We start from the raw sequence: 19,814 nt of genomic DNA on the forward strand, positions 1-19,814 counted from the left end.
GTCGGTAAAAATGTTAGTAAAGAATTACCAAGTAAACTTTTTGAATGCATCATCAACCGGTGTTTTTGCTACATGGTTGGTGTAATTACTGATCACTTTTTGTGACAGACCTAAAATGATTTCTAATACCTGCTGTTGGCCATAACCTGCGGCATAAAATGCTGCTAGTTCTGCTTCAGAAATGTTACCGCGGTTACGTACAATACTTAGTGTCGCATCTTGTAACGCTTGTAATTTTGCAGTTGGCATCGCCGCTTTATTACGTAGTGCTTCAGTTAACGCTGGGTCTACTTTCATTGAATGTGCAATACCTGTATGGGCTGGTACACAATAGCCACATTCGTGTTCAACGTTAATGGTTTGCCATACAACCGTTAGCTCTTCAGGGTTAAATGATGTGTCTAAAAAGGCCTGATGTAACTGTTGGTAAGCTTGCAGCGTGCTTGGAGATTCTGCTAAAACGCCAAATAAATTGGGAACCATACCCATTTGTTTTTTAGCACCCTCTAACATAGCTTTGCTGCCTTCTGGTGCGGTGTCTACTGTATGAATAGTAAATGCAGTCATAATATTCTCTCTTCTAGATAAATAAATTTAGGAGCGTTTCGTTTCGAATTGAGTCCACTATAAACCAATTTGAACAATCGCTCAAGTTTATTTTGAGTGATTGTTCAAATTGATTGTTGTTATTCACATTTATACTAGAGAATATTGCTTATTATCAAAATAGTATGAGTTTTAAAAAATATAAAATAATCACTAAACTCAGCCGTTAATGCTAATTCTACTAGCCACTTGAACATTTAAATTGTCAATTATTGAGGCATCTAGAAATGCGTAGCGACAGCTCTAATAGGGTGAAGTACGATCTAATTAATAACAATCCCAGAATAAAGCACTTACGCCAAAACGATATTTAGACGATAAATGGGTTTATCCCCCACATCTTTACACTTCTTTAATTGAACAAATAATTGAGATTAATTATCATTACCGCAAGTTTGTGGGTTTGTATTAACATTTATAAAAAATAATAAAATCAGCAGGTTTAACACTCTATTGCAATACTGCATGGCATAATTTGAGCAAACAAAAATGAACATGGTTTCGACATTAAAATGGTTTCACAACTGGGTAGGTTTTTTTATTAGCATCACCATGTTAATAGTACTTACGACTGGGGTATATCTCGGTAGCGTTGATTTGCTCAAACGCCTAGACAGTAAAGATCAAACATACTCTCCAATCACACTTGAACAAAAAGCCGATACTGTTGCGAGTGTATTTGAGCGCTATCCCGACATGAGTACTGTTCGCTTTCCAACAGAACATACGCCATATATTCAAGCTAGCACTCGTGGTAAATCAATTGCATTGGACAAAGAGTTAAATGAACTGTCGAGTAGCTCCTCTTTCGATTTACCTGGATATAGCACGGTATTTTGGTTGCATCGAAATTTTCTCATCGACAATGGTGGTAAATACATTAATGCATGGGCATCGCTTGCGGGGAGCATCGTAACCTTAATTGGCATTTACCTGTGGTGGCGAGTGCGTAATGGATTTAGATTAAAACAAAGTATTCCTAAAAATACCCGCTCAAGCAGTTTACTTAAAAGCCACATTCAACTGGGATTATTTATTTCAGTACCATTGTTTATATTGTGTATCAGCGGATTTTTAATCACTTACAACAGCTTATGGACAGGTGTTCTTAAGCAAGATTCCACCAACGAACAGACACTAACTTATTCTGTCAGCCAACCAAGTCATTGGTTGAGCCAGCTAAGCAATGCACAACAAATTTGGCCAGACGCAGAGCTTGTATCAGTAAGTAAACCACGCTCTAAGCCCAATAAAGACCAGCAAGCAGAAACAGATAAACCACAAGACCTTGTGTACAGTATTCAATTCGATGAACATCAGGGCGTGTGGTTAAGAGAAGCTGATCGCATCAACATGAATTATCAACAAGGAACGATTGAGTCAGTAATCAAACACAGTGGCCGACCTTTATCAGCTAAAATTGCCAGTTTTGTTCGGCCTCTACACGATGGACTGTACATGCCAGCAAGCTATGTAATGTTGATTACCTTGGTGTCACTCATTGGCACATTGATTTTATCATTCAGTGTGGTGACCTTTTACCGACGTACTTTTAGTCGCAAAAAAGCCAGTTAACGAACAGCCCACCTTGTTGCGCTACATTGCCTTCATACATCGACGATACTGTAGCGCAGCATGAAATCAAACCGTTAGCTAAACGCCATATAACGTCACCACCACCGCGCCACCTAAACCTACATTGTGCTGCAACGCTAACCTGGCATTGTCGACCTGCCGGTTGCCAGCTTGACCACGTAAGTGCCATGTCAGCTCGGTACATTGTGCCAGCCCAGTAGCACCAATTGGATGTCCTTTCGACATTAATCCCCCCGATGGCCCAATAACAAATTTGCCACCATAAGTGTTGTCACCATTGGCAATCAATTCAGCTGCGCCGCCTTCAGGACATAAGCCTAATGCTTCATAAGTGATCACCTCATTTGGGGTAAAGCAATCATGCAGTTCTATTACATCGATATCGTTGGGGTCGATACCAGCATCATCATAAACCTGCTGCGCCGCTTGTTGGCTCATTCCCTTACCGACGGCATAAATTGGGTCTTGCCACGACAGCTCTGTATCAGTTGCCATTGCCTGCGCAATAATCTTTACCTTGGATGTAATGCCGTTTTGACGGGCAAACTGTTCGCTGCAAACGATGGTTGCAGCTGCACCACAGGTGGGAGGGCAAGCCATAAGCCGTGTTAAGTAGTTATCGTAAATTAACTTATCATCAAGTACTTGCTGATACGTTAATGGCGTTGAAAACATCGAGTATGGATTTTGTAACGCATGACGACGTGACTTTTCGGCCACCTTGGCAAAAATATCGGCACCGACATGATACTTATCCATATAATGTCGGCCAGCTGCACCAAAAGCGCGTAATGCAATTGGGCCTTGCGGGGCATTAAACTGCTTTAACACTGGCTCAATCCGCTCAAAAGGGCTTTCTCTGTCAGTCCAATGCGATCCCAATGCACCTGGTTGCATTTCTTCAAATCCAAACGCTAACGCACAATCCACTTGTCCAGACAACACCGCTTGGCGTGCAAGAAATAACGCTGTCGAGCCACTAGAACAATTATTGTTAACATTGATAATTGGAATACCGCTTTGGATTACATCGTAGAATGCATGCTGCGCGCAGGTGCTGTCGCCATAAATATAGGCTCCATATGCTTGGCCAATTGACTTGGCGTCAAGACCAGCATCGGTTAATGCTAACTTAATCGCTTTAGCCGCCATCGCACGGTAGGGCTCATGTTTACCTGGTTTGCAAAAAGGGATCATTCCAACCCCTGCCACTCTTACTGTTGTCATATTGCTCCCGTAATGCTGTTTCTAGTGAGATGTTATTGGGGATCAGTTATTAATAATCTGGAATCGGGATTTTTACACCGAGTGTATTTTTCATCCTTGTTATTGGACAATATTATCTTAATGACGACTGTTAACATAAAGTTAATTTACTTGCAGCGCAACGCACCAAAGACAAGCATTAACGCACCAATATGGGACATTCCGAGCCCAAGCATCAATCATTACGGACACTATTGAGTACTGAGTTGACATCAAAATGCACCGAAGTAGTACATTTAATGGATCATTTCAGCAACATTTTCAGACATTTGCACCATATAGGTTCAGAAAAATGCCAGCCATGTATCGGTTTAGGAATGACTTTTGCTTTATAAAAGTATGAATTTCAACAGAGAATCGTTTTGTGGGAACTGAAATGAATAATATTAGTGATGCTATTGGCGTCATTGCACAAAGTGCAGACACCTTGTTCATCTTACTTGGTGCAATTATGGTGTTAGCCATGCACGCAGGCTTTGCATTTTTAGAAATGGGCACCGTGAGGCATAAAAACCAAGTTAACGCCTTGGTTAAAATTCTAACTGACTTTGCCTTTTCCGCTATCGCCTACTTTGTCATTGGTTATCAGATAGCTTATGGCAATCACTTTTTTGTCAGCGCAGAAAGCTTAACCACTGATAATGGCTACCAACTGGTTAAGTTTTTCTTCTTACTCACATTTGCAGCAGCCATTCCAGCAATTGTATCTGGCGGTATTGCTGAACGCGGCAGCTTCAGACCTTTCTTGTTGGCATCAGCTTTAATTGTTGCCTTCGTATATCCGCTATTTGAAGGGATTATGTGGAACGGTAATTATGGATTTCAAGCTTGGTTAGAAAGCCAATTCGGCGCCCAATTTCATGACTTTGCCGGTTCCGTTGTAGTGCATGCCATGGGCGGTTGGTTAGCCTTAGTCGCCATTTACTTATTAGGAGCTCGCCGTGGTCGTAAACCGGGAATCGCATTTGCGCCATCAAATATTCCCTTTCTAGCGCTAGGCTCTTGGGTGTTAATTGTCGGTTGGTTTGGCTTTAACGTTATGTCAGCGCAAACCCTCGACGGTATTAGTGGTTTAGTGGCGGTAAACAGTTTAATGGCTATGGTTGGCGGTACGATTGTGGCACTTGTGGTGGGTAAGAATGACCCAGGCTTTATTCATAACGGACCACTAGCAGGCTTAGTTGCCGTATGTGCGGGTTCAGATTTAATGCATCCTGTCGGCGCATTTGTCGTCGGTGGTGTGGCAGGCGGTTTATTTGTTTGGGTTTACACTAAATTACAACGCAGCAACAAGATAGATGACGTACTAGGAGTATGGCCTCTTCACGGTTTATGTGGAGTATGGGGCGGTATTGCTGCCGGTATTTTTGGACAGCAAGCTTTCGGAGGATTAGGTGGTGTGAGTTTTATGTCGCAACTCATTGGCAGTATTGCTGGCGTTGTGGTGGCAATTGTTGGCGGTATGATTGTGTATGGCGCAGTTAATAAAGTATCGAGTTTACGCTTAAGCCAAGAAGATGAATTTATTGGGGCGGATTTAGCGATACATAAGATTGGCTCAACCAATTCAGATAAGTGATGATGCTAAGTCACTTATAGTATAGTAAAAAGGGGCGGAAATGAATTTCTGCCCCTTTTTACACGAAACAGAGTCTACAATCAGTGCTTCGATTTAACCCCATTCTTAACCATCTCTTGACCGTTTTCGAAGATTTCTGCGGTAATCCAGCGGCCAAGTAATAGCTTGTGGTTATCACCAAATACCGCAACAAAATGACGACCGTCGGCATTACTAGTTGCCATACCCACACCAGCAACGCCTTCCAAACCTAAACCGCCCTTCTCCACCGACAGTAAAAAGCGTTCTAATTCGGCTAAATTATCAATCACATCATTTTCAATATTCATTTGTATTCCCAACAACTTTAGATCAAAACTTGGGTGCTACTTTACCCCATTGAACCTCAATAAGGTATATTGTATGCCATCTGTGCCTATAGCGCTGGTTACTGTACCACTCACTCAGGTCTAGCCGCTAAGATGATTAAAAACGTAACGTAAAATCAATCAGCTGCGCATCGTCATCGTATGAATCAAAATTAATCGACAACATCACCGTCCCTTTTGTCAGCATAATGTTATCAAAATTATCTTCTGCGTTTGGGTATCGCTCCAACAATTGCGATTTGAGAGTAGGCAACTGATAATTAGCAAGCACTGCATTAAATTCACTCATCGTTTGCGTGCCAAACATCGACTCGGTAATTTTAATTGAATTAACGACTCCTTGGCGATCAAAACCCAATAATACATTGCTATTCACCAGCACTTTTGGACCGTTGTCTGTCAATTGGATTTGGTTGATGAGCTGTTGTGGTTGCAAGGTATAAGCTTGCTTAAATGCTAATGTCAACAATGTTGCGATGTCGATATTATCAAAGTTACCGAACTTAACGTGATGATCATCAGTGACTGTTAATGGCATAATGGCAAAGCTGTTAAGTCGAGAAACAGCAGCATTATCTAGACTTTCATTATAGTCTTCAAAGGTTAATATCAATCGGCTATTTTTACCTGCCACACTGTAAACATCACCTTGCTTTTTAAGCGCTAAATGGGCTTTCACGCTAGCAAGCCCATCACCTTGACGCACTTGGTTAGCAATCACCCAATTATCGCCATCATAGTTTTCACTTAAGGCAATTTGGTTTTGACCATGGCCATTTAACAATCCTAAATCCTGGGTAATCATCTCGATACGATTGTCTTTAACAACAAACCATAGACTGCGCCCATAACCATAAACGGTTGCACCATTGTCGAGTTGCAACTGAATACTGTGAGGACCTAATGCTTGTTGTAAAACATCAACCGAGTCACCAATGTGTATGCCATAGGCGCTGTCGGTTGTAATAAGCGCATCAGGTGCTTGGTGTTTTTGCGCTTGCTTTAATACATTCCCCTCGTTTGGCATCGTCAATTGAACTGTGATTTGGGTATACGAAACCGATTTACCTTCGCTGTTATAAGGTGTTGGATCTTTGCTCAGTTGTGTATCGTCACAAAAGGTAACGTATTGCGCAGTGGTAATCACATGGATTTGCTTGGTGTTCGATTTAACTCGGCTACTGTCATCTTGCAAGTCAATACTTCGCTCAATTCCACCAACACTTAATCTATCAATAATAATCGCATCCGCTCCTGCTGCTGCAGCTTTTCGCTGTATTTCCACAAAGGCTTGTTGTATATAAGCATCACGATGGGACAAAACGCCATCACTAGACGATTCCAGCAAGTCTGGGTCAATATCGTAGACGATTTTATCATTGGCTGTATCGATAGTGTGTGGACTACAAAGTGGGTAAAAATCTAAAATTGGCGGTAATTCATTGGCGTTTATAGCAGGGCTTAACATTGCACAGCTGAGCAAAAAAAGTGAAGGTTTCATTTATCGTCCTTGAGTCTATAACATCGTATTTTTACATAGTATTAACACTTAATCGTGTTCACTACCCTAATCTGAAATGCAATCACTGTAAACCCACTGCTTACTAAGCTCTAAAACAGTGTAAACGATTGACACTCATGGTCACGCTATTGCAATAAATGAACATTGACCCGGTTAACCAAGTGCACCTGATACATGAGTAATGACCTACGCCTCACTTTTATTGACTTGCTGTAGATATCCACTCTATCTGCACAATTTTTGCACCTTTGTTCTCTAACATACTGTTAACGATATTATGTCAATTAATCGTATAACTCAGCATAAGCAAATGTTAGGAGAATCTGATGGTTACCAGTAATCATTTATACCCAATCAATAGGCTGTTTAACCAGCCTATTACGTTCATATTTGCACTCACACTCAGTAGCTTACTGTTACTGACTGCTTGTGGCGGAAGCGATAGCGACAGCACAACAGATGTAGTAGAAACAGCAACAAGTACCGATACCACGGATACGAGTACAACAACAGAAGTCACCGATGCTGATTTTGAAGCAACCGATTGGACTGACGAAACTCACAGTAAAAATGTCGACCCTAACTTTGATGAAGTGTTTAGTGATACCGAAGTTAAACGACTCGATATCGTTGTAACAGAAGATCGCTGGCAGAGCATGTTAGATGACATGACAGCACTCTATGGCGAATTTGGTAGAAGCTCATCAAATAGCTTAAGTGATACCGATGAAGATCCTATTTTTGTTCCAGCTGAAGTATTTTATAACGGCACGCAATGGTATCGCGTCGGCATCCGCTTTAAAGGTAATTCATCACTGCAAACTAGCTGGCAACAAGGCATTCTGAAACTGGCGCTTAAACTTGATTTCGACGAGTATGAAGACGATTACCCGCAAATTAAAAACCAACGCTTTTATGGCTTTAAAAAGTTTAGTTTAAAAAACAACTTTGATGACGAGTCAATGTTACGTGAAAAAGTAGCTGCGGATGTGTTTAAAGATGCAGGGCTTGCGGTATCTCACACTGGGTTTTATACCTTATACGTTGACCATGGCGACGGCCCTGAATATTTTGGTTTATATACTCTTGTAGAAGAAATTGATGACACGGTAATCGACACGCAATTTTCTAGCGACAAAGGTAACTTGTACAAACCCGAAGATAATGGCGCAATGTTTGTTGATGGGTCATTTAATCAAGAAGATTCTGAGAAAAAAACTAACGAAGACGACGAAGATTGGTCAGATATACAAGCCCTATTTACCGCCTTACACGACGACACTCGCACCACAGCCCCTGAAACATGGCGAGCCAATTTAGAAACGGTATTTGATGTTGATATATTTTTAAAATACTTAGCCGTTAATGGCATCATTCAAAACTGGGACACTTACGGCTTAATGCCACACAACTACTATTTATATAGCAATCCAGACAATTCAAAACTGACCTGGATACCTTGGGACAACAACGAAGCATTGCAAGACGGGAAACAAGGTGGCGCATTGTCATTAGACTTCTCTGACCTCAACTCAAACAGCTGGCCACTCATATCAAAACTGTACGCAGATGATGTATACCGTGACCGCTACAACCAGTTTTTACTTGAGGTTATCAGCGATGCATTCGAAACCAATAAAATGCAAGCAAGCTACAATGCTTACTCTGCACTGATTGCTCCTTATGCGACCACTGAAGTATCTGGGTATAGCTTTTTAGAAAGCAGTAGCGATTTTTATCGTGCTATCGATGAGCTAATAGAGCATGCCGAAGATAGAGCCACTGCTGTAGAAAGTTATTTAGACAAACAGTAAGCACGTCACTCCTTCATAATATAGTGCGACAAAAAAGCCCGCCACATAAGTGACGGGCTTTTTACTATGCAAAACAGAACCAATAAATTAGATACTAAGGTTTGCTTTACGCGCTTGATGCAGTTTTTTGTAGCTTTCGATCAAACGTAAATGTGGCTCAATACCTTCGAGATTCATGCTGGTTTTGCTCAGGCCATAAAAGCGTACTGTGCCATTAACCGAACCGACAACATTGTCCATAACTTCTTTACCGAACATGCGGTTAAAGTTGCCAATAAAGTGTTCAAGCTCTAAGTCTTCATCTAAAGTCACTTCCAATACCGCATTCACAGCTTGATAAAACAGACCTCGTTGAACGGTATTGTCGTTAAACTGTAAGAACTCACCAACCAATTCAATAGCGTCTTCGTGCGAGCCTAATGCAAGATAAATCAAAATCTTCAGTTCGATAATGGTTAACTGGCCCCAAACCGTGTTCTCATCAAACACAATGCCAATTAACGTACGGATATCGGTGTGGTTATCTAATTGACTTTCTTCTAAGCGATTAACTAACTTACCTAACGCTTTAGTGCTTAATGAATGCAGATTTAAGATATCTTCACGGTAGTTTAAAGACTTATTGGTATTGTCCCAAATCAAGTCATCTACAGGATACACTTCTGAATATTCAGGCACTAAAATACGACACGCAGAAGCACCTAAATCAGTAAATTCGGCAATGTACACTTCTTTGCCCATGGCCTCTAAAATACCAAATAAACCGCTGGCTTCTTCTTCATTGGTACCGCTAAAGTCCCATTCACAGAATTCATAATCAAACTTACTGCTAAAGAAGCGCCAAGAGATAACCCCAGTTGAATCAATAAAGTGTTCAACAAAGTTTTCTGGTTCAGTCACTGCCATGCTGTTAAACGTTGGCTTTGGCACATCGTTTAAGCCTTCAAAGCTGCGGCCTTGTAACAACTCGGTTAAGCTGCGCTCTAATGCCACTTCAAAGCTAGGGTGTGCACCAAACGAGGCAAAAACACCACCAGTACGTGGGTTCATTAAGGTCACGCACATAACAGGAAATTGACCGCCTAAAGAAGCGTCTTTCACTACAATAGGAAAGCCTTGCTCTTCAAGCCCTTTAATGCCCGCTAAAATACTTGGGAATTTCTCTAGAACTGCCATTGGCACATCGGGTAGTACAATTTCTTGTTCGATAATTTGACGTTTAACTGCGCGTTCAAAAATTTCAGATAAACACTGCACATGGGCTTCTTGCAGGTTATTACCTGCACTCATGCCATTACTTAAAAATAAGTTTTCAATAAGGTTAGACGGGAAATAGACCGTTTCGCCATCTGATTGGCGAGTATATGGAATCGCACAAATGCCACGATCTTTATTGCCTGAGTTAGTATCAATTAAATGCGAGCCACATAACTCTTCATCTGGATTATAAATATCTAAACAATATTCATCTAAAATACCAGTAGGCAGAGCATCATCTTCTTCTAGCGCGAACCATTTCTCATTCGGGTAATGCACAAATTCGCTATTGGCGATTTCAGTACCAAAGAATTGATCGTTATAAAAAAAGTTATTATTAAGACGCTCAATAAACTCGCCTAAAGCAGAACATAACGCGCTCTCTTTAGTAGCACCTTTACCGTTAGTAAAGCACATCGGAGAAGCCGCATCACGAATATGCAAAGACCACACGTTTGGCACAATGTTACGCCATGACGAAATCTCAATCTTCATACCAAGGTCGGCTAACAAGCCTGTCATGTTTTTAATGGTTTGCTCAAGCGGTAAATCTTTACCTAAGATAAAAGTACTCGCATCGGCTTCAGTTTGACCCATCAACATCGCATTGGCGTCGGCGTCTAAGTTTTCAACGGTTTCGATTTTAAACTCAGGCCCAGTCTGAACCACTTTTTTAACGGTACAACGATCAATTGAACGTAAAATACCTTGGCGATCTTTATCCGAAATATCATCCGGTAACTCAACTTGAATTTGGAAGATTTGGTTATAACGATCTTCCGGGTCAACGATATTGTTTTGCGATAATTTGATATTTTCAGTCGAAATATCACGAGCTTTACAATACACCTTAATGAAGTAAGCGGCACAAAGTGCTGAAGATGCTAAGAAATAATCAAAAGGACTAGGAGCAGAACCATCACCTTTGTAGCGGATCGGCTGATCGGCGGTGACGGTAAAGTCGTCAAACTTAGCTTCGAGTCTCAAATTATCGAGAAAATTTACTTTGATTTCCATTGAATATATCCACAGTCTTGCGCAACCAAACGGCCAGCTTGTCTAAATTAGGGTGAATTATCGGTGTTTTTGAGCCAATAGTCTTGGGTTAATTGCCAAAATGTTAGCTTTAAGCTGATTTTGCAGGATTAACACTATTGATTCGCTAGCAGCAGAACAGTGCTAGTGTTTATAAAAATGACTAAATTGATGAACATGCTCATTTCAATGTAAATAAACAGTTATCACTGTAGATCCAATCGTCACAGATCGTATTATGAATGTATTAACGGCAAAGGTTGAAGCCAGTCTTGCTGAAGCTAAACCCGGTGTATAAATGATGAAGGGTTTTCACCCCTCATTCATCTGCCACTAAGTCCGGTAAGACCTAGAAACACTAGGTCTTACTGATCTTTTAAGGTTGTTTTTACAGAGAATTGTTGGCCATTACTTACACATGAGCGACAAGGTAGAGACTTTGTGGTGTAGTTATTCTACATAAAAAGTCGATAACGCAGTAAAAATGACCTACAAACGCTGCCCGAAAGGTTCGGCTAAAAACGTTTTACTCTTTGTTGAATGCATTTTGCTTAGATGACTAGGCAGCAATCCATTCGCCTCGTTTAAAACGTTTTTAACTCGAACAAAATTCAACCAACAAAGATCAACAGACCCTAGTCATCTGCAAAAATATAAACAGCAGGTTCAATGTTAAATAGATCGACTAGCGAATAGTTACGTTTCGGCCAAAGTACTCTTCAGACTCATATTTAGCGATTACTTTTTCAAGTGTTTCGCCATTATTATCCATAACCAATTTATGTGAAATAGCACTAAGTGAAATCAGAATATCTTTACACTCGATTCGTGCTTTCATCACCGAGCCTGAAGCAGTTCTCAGTACTTGAGAAATTAGCTCATGGTTCTTACCAATTAAGGCTAAAATAAAATGAACCATCACTTCAGAGCAAAGCTCTTTATCTTCAATTTTACTTGGTCTAACAACCTTTTCTAAATAATCTTCTTCTCTTCCTGCAGGAACAAAACGTTGTACCCAATAGAAATAATCTTCATCATAAATGATAGATTGTATTGGTTTCATAAAGGTTTCATCTGTCGATATCTTTTGAAAAAGCTCTTTTTTGACTTCATCAGATACGTCAACAAGCTCATCACCAAACTGTTTGTTGAGCATTGAAATAACTGCTTCCAGCTCTTTTAACAGAGATACATTTCCTGATGTCACTTGGTTATAAGCATCACCGACCTCGTCGATGTTTTGTTGGAATACACCAATATACTTATCACCTTCTTCAATAGCATCAAGTAAAGGTATCAAGCTATAACGTCTAACCTGAATCAATTCATAAAACTGACCTAATTCTTCGCGAATAGCTTGGAGACGATCAATCGCTTTAATCAGAAATTGATCGTCTCGTTTTATCGCTAAATTCAATCGAGAAAAATCGAGTTGATCATTTACTTTGCGAACACGATTATCGATCATATTTTCATAGGTCTGTGTTTCATTGATCAGCACAGAAAATTTATCTTCCATCTCAAAAAGCACATCTTGTACTTTTTTAAGACTCGTAGAGCGAACCTGTTGATTAATGCCACGCACTTTTTCGGCTTCAGCTTGCTTCTTCTCACGAATAACCCAAGTAACTGCAGCACCAACGATTGTTAAGCTTGTCGCCATATCAAAACCAAGCTGAACATTAGTAAACCATGAAGGCATTATTTTTCCTTAAATGTTATTTCCTGTTTGTATAAACAGTAATAACTGATCCAAAAACGAATGTCATCCAAAAAACCATTAAAAACTAACAAAAGTCACATATATTCAACCAAAAAAGTGATATTTTCACCATAAAGCAGTTAGTTTCTTATAAATTTAATATTCATAAAATCAATGCTATAGGTTTTTATAACTACAAATTTCCCCATCATTATGTCGAAACAGACCAGTATCACTATTTATGTAACAAATTAAACGCCTCACAGTAATGAACGTCACAGAAAACCGATTAAAATCAACCACAAAAAAACTTTCATTCTTAAGTATTAAATTGCAACTAAGCCACTCAATAAGACTTTTACGTTTACTAACTTAGGCTTTTTGCAAAAATAAATTGGTCAAGATAAAAGGTGGTAGAAGAAATTATCATCATTAAAAATTATTTCGAGCAGGTAAAATCAGGGAGATAAAAATTGATATTTGAAATGAAAATGTAGGCAGTGTAAACATTTACAGTCAACTCATAACGAACCGACTAAAAAGAAGTCATGTGGTTTTTTCTACTTCACGCTTAACCAGTATAAAAGTCAGGTACATTTTTGTTGGTAGCGACAACGCCATGCCAAAAGCCACACACATAGCACTAATAATGATTCCATTAACCCCCATAGTTGCAATCGTTTCGCTGAAATTATGACAATAAATGCCTAATAAAATTAAGCTAATCCCTATCGAGATACAGATTTTTAAAATCAAGATGAGTTTGTTATCTGACATTATGGCCCCGTAATCATCAGTATGATGTACAGCTAATATAATGAATCGATTTACGATTAATAGCGTTGATTCAGATCAAAGTAGAAAGAGGGTTTTTGAGAAATCAGTAAATTATTAAGTGAGTGCTGGGTTCTGCTCGTGTTAAGGATGCTAATTAACAAGCAGTAGATAAATATTAAACCAAATTTGAAGTTATCATACGCCCAAAATGAAGTACCTATACACGCTAACAATATAAATTGTTAAATTGCAGGCATAAAAAAACGCAAACAGTCGTTAAACCGTTTGCGTTATTCTTATAACGTCGAGTTACACAGCTACTACGTTAGCAGCTTGTGGGCCTTTTTGGCCTTGCTCAACATCAAAAGAAACTTTCTGGCCTTCAGCAAGAGTCTTGAAACCCTCTGAAGTGATTGAACGGAAATGAACGAACACGTCAGCGCCGCCGTTATCAGGAGTGATAAAACCAAAACCTTTATCTTCGTTAAACCATTTTACTAAACCAGTTGTTTTGTTAGACATGATGTGTCCCTTATATATTAAAATTAATCAATCTGTCGCGAAAATGCGATGCGCTCAAGCTTGAATTATTGAATGTCACGATGAAGCTAAGGGAAACACAGAGGATAACAACGATAACGAAGAGATTCTAAGGCTTTTCTTTTACTTGATGTTCATTAATAACTCTGAATGTCAGAGCAAGACGTATAATACACGAATATCTAAGCTTGTAAATATTTTTATTGAATAAATATAAATAATATCTAAAACCACTTGGTTAGCAGCATTGTCACCAGCAACCTTAATGTACAATATTAGCCACTAGATTAGCTACTAGATTAGCTACTAAGCCTGTCATAGTCGTTAACCAAAAACCGATATGAAATTAGGTTCACGATCCTACCGTGTTGATAATCCGGTTACTCGACTTGTTACTGTATAGTTATTATTCTTACTTAATGGTTGTACTTTAACGCTATCGGACAAACCTACACTTTAAAAAGCTAAATCAACATAGCAAGTTTATGACCAAGATTTTATCTTTCCTAGAAAGTAGACAATAAAAAATAAACAGTAACATATTGATAACAATATATTTTCAATATGAAAAAATTACAATTTAATCAGAAAAAAATACCGTTTTACATTATTACTGTCTCATTAAGCGGGTGCAAAAATAAGCCATTTCACTTGAGATCTAATCACAGGCCACCTTCCCCCGCCAAAACGCAAAACGTAAACCATTGATATTAAGTATTAAATTTAAATACCGATAATTAATTCTCTGTTACTTTTATAACGTTGGCATCCGTTTTGTAAGTAGTTAGATGTATTTACGTAATTAACTAGGAGTACCTTATGAAAAATACAATTCTTACTTTAGCTGGACTTATTTCGTTAGCCTCTTTTAGTACTTATTCTCACGCTGATGACCTCAAGAAAGACGTAGCTGAAAATGGCGTTTATGTCGGCGCTAATTATGGTTACCTAAAAGTTGATGGCGAAGATGACTTTGATGACGACAATGATGTTCTCCAGGGCCTAGTCGGTTATCGCTTCAACAAATACTTAGCTCTAGAAGGTAGCTATATTGATTTTGGTAGTTACGGCAACAACTTATCTAGTGCTGAAACAGATGGTTATACCGCAGGTCTAAAAGTGACATTGCCCATTGCTGAGCGAATAGAGTTATATGCCAAAGGTGGTCAGTTATGGTATTCAACAGATTATGACGTAGTCGGGTTTTCTGGCAATAAAGATGATGAAGGTGTGTTTGCCGGTGCAGGTGTAGCGTTTAAGGTAACAGATCGTTTTCTAATTAATGCAGAGTACACTTGGTATGATGCAGAAATTAACTTAGATAATGTATCTAACGGTTCCGACACAGAAACAGACTTTAAACAGGCTAGTATCGGTGTTGAATATCGTTTCTAGTGATTAAGTAGAGTGCTTAAATTAACTAGTTAAAAAATAAAATCCAGAAGGGTGTAATGCAATTTGTGTTACACCCTTATTTCATACCTATAATTCTCAGATCCGCATTAAACCGATTAACCTTCACCCAAGAGCAAGTGATATGAACATCGCTCTTGTGTCTGCGATTTGTGTCAATAAAACAATTGATGACTTAGGTTGCTTATCTTTAACTCTGTTTATTCACTGCGATGTAAATTTACATACTGAGCTTGTGGCTCAAAACAACAAGCGTTGTATTTTGTATCACCCCGGAGTATTGCGATCCTGTAGCATAAAAAAATAAAAAGCACACTTTGAAATAATCAAAAATCGACGTTAAAACGAGCCACTCGCGCCTCAGTTAACGTACATTGGGTAAGTTGGATTAATTCCCCCAAGGTGATACCTGGTGTTTGTTTAATTAAGCGGACAAGTTTTTCGTCTAGTGGCTCTAACTTATCTGCATGGCCAAGAAGCGCAGTCTCAATCTTTTGAATAAGATAACGAAAATTATCATCACTTTGTGCTTTTAACTGTTCAGTAAACGACTGAATATTAACCGCCTCACCGATAATGCCCCAATTCCGAGATCGACGCACACGCTTTAGCTCGCAGTCATATTGCAGCGCAATGATTTTTGCCTGCTTGGCTTTCTCCCCACCGATTCGATGAATAAGCGATGGGAGTGGAATGGTAATATCTTCAGTCATAATAGTATTTTAAACAGGATCGCACTGTGCCCTACCCACTAAATAACGTCTGTAAACAGTTAGATAAATTAACTATGACAGAAAATATATAGCAATAAAAGCAAGTCTATTCGAAACAAAAGTAACAACAGACCAATGCCATAAATGTGAAACTACTTATATCAAACCACTATAAAATAACAAACAATATCAATACACTAAGCATTGCATGGCAATTTGTACTTTTAATTAAAAATGCCAACAATAGGCTTTCGATATTCATTAGTATGATATGTATTACTAGTTTAATTAAGTCAAAGCGTAGGTAATGATGTTGAACATAAGTTTAAGACAAAGCTTGCTACTTATTCACTGTTTATGACAAAACTCAAAACAATGTTATCTGATCTAAAATCTGACAAGCAGGATAAATTTAAAAAACCGATATCGATTAATGCATATCGGCTTCTCTTTATTGCTTCAGGATTAGTCTCTGAAGTTGTCGAACTGGAATGGCTGTCCGAGTTCTGATTCTTTGGCTAGACGCATGACAGCTTGTAGGTCATCGCGCTTTTTACCGGTGATGCGTACTGAGTCGCCTTGAATAGCAGCTTGCACTTTAAGCTTGCTGTCTTTAATGGCTTTAACCAGCTTTTTAGCCACGAGTGAATCGATACCTTGTTTAAAATTAACTTTTAAACTGAAGGTTTTGCCACTGTGAACCGCTTTATCATCGACTTCCATTGACGACGGATCGACGTTACGTTTACTAAGTTGAATACGCAGAATATCAACTAACTGCTTACAAATGAAATCGTCTTCTGATTTTAAGGTAACAACATTGTCTTTCAAATCAATCTCGATTTCTTTACCACGTAAATCAAATCGACCAGCCACTTCACGGCGAGAATTTTCTACCGCGTTACGTAATTCTTCTTCGTCAACTTCCGACACAATATCCATAGATGGCATGTTGCTTTCCTCTTTGATTCATCACATTTATATATGGCTATTTTACACTAGGAGTCATTAACAGGATAGTGAAGTACAACTTAGGCTTTATTGAGCCGATTATCTTTCGCTAATATCCTATTGATTAACAAAATATCATTAACCAGCTATTTTAATTGATAATGAGACTGAAACGCCCAGTGGCATTGAGTTTGACTACTATGGTTTTGTCATTATCAATAGTAAAAAATGTCCTTATTAAACAATTATTACTTTCTATAGAGGTTAAGTAGTGACAATTTTAAACAGGTTTCTTATTATTAGCGATATTCTCGTTTCACAAGGCTGATGTTACGCTCGTGATCACTTATAAAAATATTTTTAAACTTGCGTTAGTTGTTGCTGTGATAGTGACTAGCTATCTTGTTTTTTCAAAACCAAGTTACCCGCAGACTTTCGCCCATATGGATAAAGTGGGCCATTTAGGCAGTTTTTTTGCCCTTTCATATCTAGCACATTACGCTTTTAAACCGCGTTGGTATTTTTTGTGTATCTCTCTAGCTACCTATGCAGTGTTAATTGAATTGATTCAATCTCGCTTACCTTATCGCAGCGCTTCAGCTGCCGATGTTATTGCCGACTTTTTTGGGATTGCATTATTTTACTTACTGCACTTTTCTATCAATAAATACCGTAAATTAAAAGCGAATCGTTAAAATCCTATGGCCAATACACCAACGTTGCCACCATCATCCACACACGACAATAATGCTCTTATTGCCGTTTTGGGTGCAGGTGCAATTGGACAGTTGATGTATCACAAACTGAGTGTTAATACCCAAACGAACGATGTGATGTTTATTGGCCGAGATAAGCTAACTCGTCAACAGCCGTTGAATTTCATTGACCACATCCAACACACCCATGAAGCCTTAGCGACTATATTGGGAACAGATGATGACCGCTTAGTACAAGTTGAATTACTGTTTGTGTGTGTTAAAGCCTATCAAGTCGAGCAAGCACTTTTACCTTTATTACCGAAATTGTCGCCCCAATGCCATATTGTATTACTCCATAATGGTTTAGGTCCGCACTTACTGGTTGCTGCAGCCCTTTCGCAGTATCAGGATATAGGCTTAACGTTAGGCACCACTTCACAAGCGGCGTTGAAGTTAAGTCAGTGGCAGGTAAAGCACAGTGGGTTTGGCGTAACTCAGCTAGGACATTATTGTGGTTCAGCTATGTCGACAGCGTTAAAGATGCGCATATCTCATCTGCAAAGTGACAATCAGCCGATTGAATGGTATCAGCCTGTATTACCAGTCTTGTGGCAAAAGCTAGCCATTAATGCAGTAATAAATCCGTTAACCGCATTAAATCAGTGTGCTAATGGTCAATTGGCAGCAACAGAATATCAATCACAGATCAGTGCCATTATCGATGAGCTAGTCGAAGTGGCTAAATATGATGACATCACATTAGATAAGGCAGCTGTTAGAGCGCGGGTTTATCAAGTGATTGAGTTAACCTCGGCAAACTTCTCATCTATGTATCAAGATATCGCCCACAATAGACCGACTGAAATTAATGAGATAAATGGCTATATTTGCCAGCAAGCCAAGGCGCATCATCTTAAAGTGCCCAAGAATCAATATCTCGTCGACAAGGTTTTACAACTGAGTCAATCTTGAATGCGATGCTACCACTCGCATCAACTCAATTTAAATGATGGGGTACATCAGTCCAAATAAGAATATGTAGACTGATAATTATTCGCTACTGGATTTAGCTCCACATGACCAAAACAGCTGCTATTGCGATTAAAATCAAACCCGCTACATCGTTAATTTTAACTCTATCTTTAAGCCAAAAAACAGCGATCATCAAGGTAAAAAACACCTCAATCTGGCCTAGTGTTTTGACATAAGGCACAGCCTGCAACGACATTGCGCTAAACCAACCAATTGAACCGATACAACTAGTAATACTAATTGATAAGGTTAATGTTGGTCGTTGCCACAACGCCGCTAAAGTCGATTTATCTTTTGCCAGCAAATAGCCTATTAGCACGATTGTTTGTAAGCCAATAACCCACAGTAATACCCATGCAGCACGATGCGTAAATGGCCCTTGTAGGGTTAAACTTGCTTCGCGTACCCATAGGGAAGTCAACGCAAAAGCACTGCCACACGCAAGCCCTAACAAGACTGTTTTAACTGAGAGCTGTTTAAAACCTTGTTTGCTGCTTAACAACATTATTGCTAAGCCGCCAATAACAACGCCTATCCAGCCTAATAAGGATAATTGTGTGCCGAAAAATAGCACCCCAAGTATTGCTGCGACTAATGCTTCACTTTTAGCCAGCCCGGCACCAATCGCAAAGTTTTGCATTTTAAACAGTTTAACCATCAAGCCTGTTGCTAGAATTTGCATCGATGATGCACCAATAACAAAACCCCAAAATGTCCCTGTAAACTCAGGTAATGCACTAGGTTGATATTGATGTAAACCATACAGATAACACGCAGCAATGGGGCCTGCCCAAATGAATCGAGCTAAGGTAACACCTGCAACACTGACTTCTTTACTGAGTTTACTTTGAAACGCATTGCGCCACGCCTGCATAAACGCAGCGAGGAAGGTAAACATGATCCACATAATTAACTATTGCTCATTACATAAAAAAGCCCTGAAAC

17 protein-coding genes are annotated in these 19,814 nt (G+C 39.3%); 6 read left to right on the plus strand and 11 right to left on the minus strand.

The window, feature by feature from the left end; translation table 11 throughout:
- Window positions 1–24 precede the first annotated feature (24 nt).
- Window positions 25–567 carry a carboxymuconolactone decarboxylase family protein gene (locus EGC86_RS09175; RefSeq protein ID WP_123777319.1) on the minus strand — a complete coding sequence of 181 codons (543 nt, stop codon included), beginning with the start codon at window positions 565–567 and terminating at the stop codon, window positions 25–27.
- Window positions 568–1,101: 534 nt separating this feature from the next.
- Here EGC86_RS09175 and EGC86_RS09180 point away from each other — a divergent pair.
- Entirely contained in the window at window positions 1,102–2,181 is a 1,080-nt protein-coding gene (locus EGC86_RS09180) for a PepSY-associated TM helix domain-containing protein (protein ID WP_281047835.1), read from the plus strand.
- Between the two features lie 78 nt (window positions 2,182–2,259).
- Here the strand turns inward: EGC86_RS09180 and EGC86_RS09185 are convergent, their stop codons facing one another.
- Entirely contained in the window at window positions 2,260–3,429 is a 1,170-nt protein-coding gene (locus EGC86_RS09185; protein WP_123777321.1) for a lipid-transfer protein, read from the minus strand.
- A gap of 415 nt (window positions 3,430–3,844) precedes the next feature.
- On the opposite strand from EGC86_RS09185, the gene EGC86_RS09190 reads away from it, so the two are divergent.
- Window positions 3,845–5,047 (plus strand): ammonium transporter, encoded by a 1,203-nt coding sequence (locus tag EGC86_RS09190; RefSeq protein WP_123777322.1) that lies wholly within the window; start codon window positions 3,845–3,847, stop codon window positions 5,045–5,047.
- Window positions 5,048–5,127: 80 nt separating this feature from the next.
- Here EGC86_RS09190 and EGC86_RS09195 read toward each other — a convergent pair whose 3' ends face one another.
- Together EGC86_RS09195 and EGC86_RS09200 are read right to left on the minus strand one after the other, a co-directional pair.
- The gene (locus tag EGC86_RS09195) at window positions 5,128–5,376 is read right to left on the minus strand and encodes a hypothetical protein (protein WP_123777323.1); all 249 of its coding nucleotides are present in this window, start codon (window positions 5,374–5,376) and stop codon (window positions 5,128–5,130) included.
- Between the two features lie 136 nt (window positions 5,377–5,512).
- Complete coding sequence (locus EGC86_RS09200; RefSeq protein WP_123777324.1) at window positions 5,513–6,916, minus strand: hypothetical protein; 1,404 nt, start codon at window positions 6,914–6,916, stop codon at window positions 5,513–5,515.
- Window positions 6,917–7,263: 347 nt separating this feature from the next.
- Here EGC86_RS09200 and EGC86_RS09205 point away from each other — a divergent pair, with 347 nt between their 5' ends.
- Window positions 7,264–8,751, plus strand: a complete 1,488-nt coding sequence (locus tag EGC86_RS09205; protein WP_123777325.1) for a CotH kinase family protein — start codon at window positions 7,264–7,266, stop codon at window positions 8,749–8,751.
- An 87-nt stretch (window positions 8,752–8,838) separates the two neighbouring features.
- Here the strand turns inward: EGC86_RS09205 and EGC86_RS09210 are convergent, their stop codons facing one another.
- The 4 genes from EGC86_RS09210 to cspE all read right to left on the minus strand — a co-directional run bounded on the left by EGC86_RS09210 (window position 8,839) and on the right by cspE (window position 14,044).
- Window positions 8,839–11,025, minus strand: a complete 2,187-nt coding sequence (locus EGC86_RS09210; RefSeq protein ID WP_123777326.1) for an OsmC domain/YcaO domain-containing protein — start codon at window positions 11,023–11,025, stop codon at window positions 8,839–8,841.
- Window positions 11,026–11,728: 703 nt separating this feature from the next.
- Window positions 11,729–12,745 (minus strand): hypothetical protein, encoded by a 1,017-nt coding sequence (locus EGC86_RS09220; protein WP_123777327.1) that lies wholly within the window; start codon window positions 12,743–12,745, stop codon window positions 11,729–11,731.
- A 546-nt stretch (window positions 12,746–13,291) separates the two neighbouring features.
- Complete coding sequence (locus EGC86_RS09225; RefSeq protein WP_011636219.1) at window positions 13,292–13,522, minus strand: hypothetical protein; 231 nt, start codon at window positions 13,520–13,522, stop codon at window positions 13,292–13,294.
- A gap of 309 nt (window positions 13,523–13,831) precedes the next feature.
- A complete protein-coding gene (cspE, locus tag EGC86_RS09230) occupies window positions 13,832–14,044 on the minus strand; it encodes a transcription antiterminator/RNA stability regulator CspE (RefSeq protein WP_011636218.1) in 213 nt (70 codons plus the stop codon).
- Window positions 14,045–14,881: 837 nt separating this feature from the next.
- Between cspE and EGC86_RS09235 the strand changes: the two genes are divergently transcribed.
- Window positions 14,882–15,457: a porin family protein gene (locus tag EGC86_RS09235; RefSeq protein ID WP_123777328.1), complete on the plus strand. Its 576-nt coding sequence runs from the start codon at window positions 14,882–14,884 to the stop codon at window positions 15,455–15,457.
- 344 nt (window positions 15,458–15,801) lie between these two features.
- On the opposite strand, the gene EGC86_RS09240 is transcribed toward EGC86_RS09235, so the two are convergent.
- A complete protein-coding gene (locus EGC86_RS09240) occupies window positions 15,802–16,188 on the minus strand; it encodes a ribosome recycling factor family protein (RefSeq protein WP_123777329.1) in 387 nt (128 codons plus the stop codon).
- A gap of 465 nt (window positions 16,189–16,653) precedes the next feature.
- Entirely contained in the window at window positions 16,654–17,139 is a 486-nt protein-coding gene (locus EGC86_RS09245) for a YajQ family cyclic di-GMP-binding protein (protein WP_059744781.1), read from the minus strand.
- 338 nt (window positions 17,140–17,477) lie between these two features.
- On the opposite strand from EGC86_RS09245, the gene EGC86_RS09250 reads away from it, so the two are divergent.
- Together EGC86_RS09250 and EGC86_RS09255 are read left to right on the plus strand one after the other, a co-directional pair.
- Window positions 17,478–17,834 (plus strand): VanZ family protein, encoded by a 357-nt coding sequence (locus EGC86_RS09250; protein ID WP_011636214.1) that lies wholly within the window; start codon window positions 17,478–17,480, stop codon window positions 17,832–17,834.
- Between the two features lie 6 nt (window positions 17,835–17,840).
- Complete coding sequence (locus EGC86_RS09255) at window positions 17,841–18,809, plus strand: ketopantoate reductase family protein (protein ID WP_123777330.1); 969 nt, start codon at window positions 17,841–17,843, stop codon at window positions 18,807–18,809.
- A 94-nt stretch (window positions 18,810–18,903) separates the two neighbouring features.
- Here the strand turns inward: EGC86_RS09255 and EGC86_RS09260 are convergent, their stop codons facing one another.
- On the minus strand, window positions 18,904–19,776 hold the full coding sequence (locus EGC86_RS09260; RefSeq protein ID WP_102035979.1) for a DMT family transporter: 873 nt from the start codon (window positions 19,774–19,776) through the stop codon (window positions 18,904–18,906).
- Window positions 19,777–19,814: the final 38 nt, after the last annotated feature.

The organism is Shewanella frigidimarina (assembly GCF_003797125.1).
Classification (GTDB): Bacteria; Pseudomonadota; Gammaproteobacteria; order Enterobacterales; family Shewanellaceae; genus Shewanella; species Shewanella frigidimarina.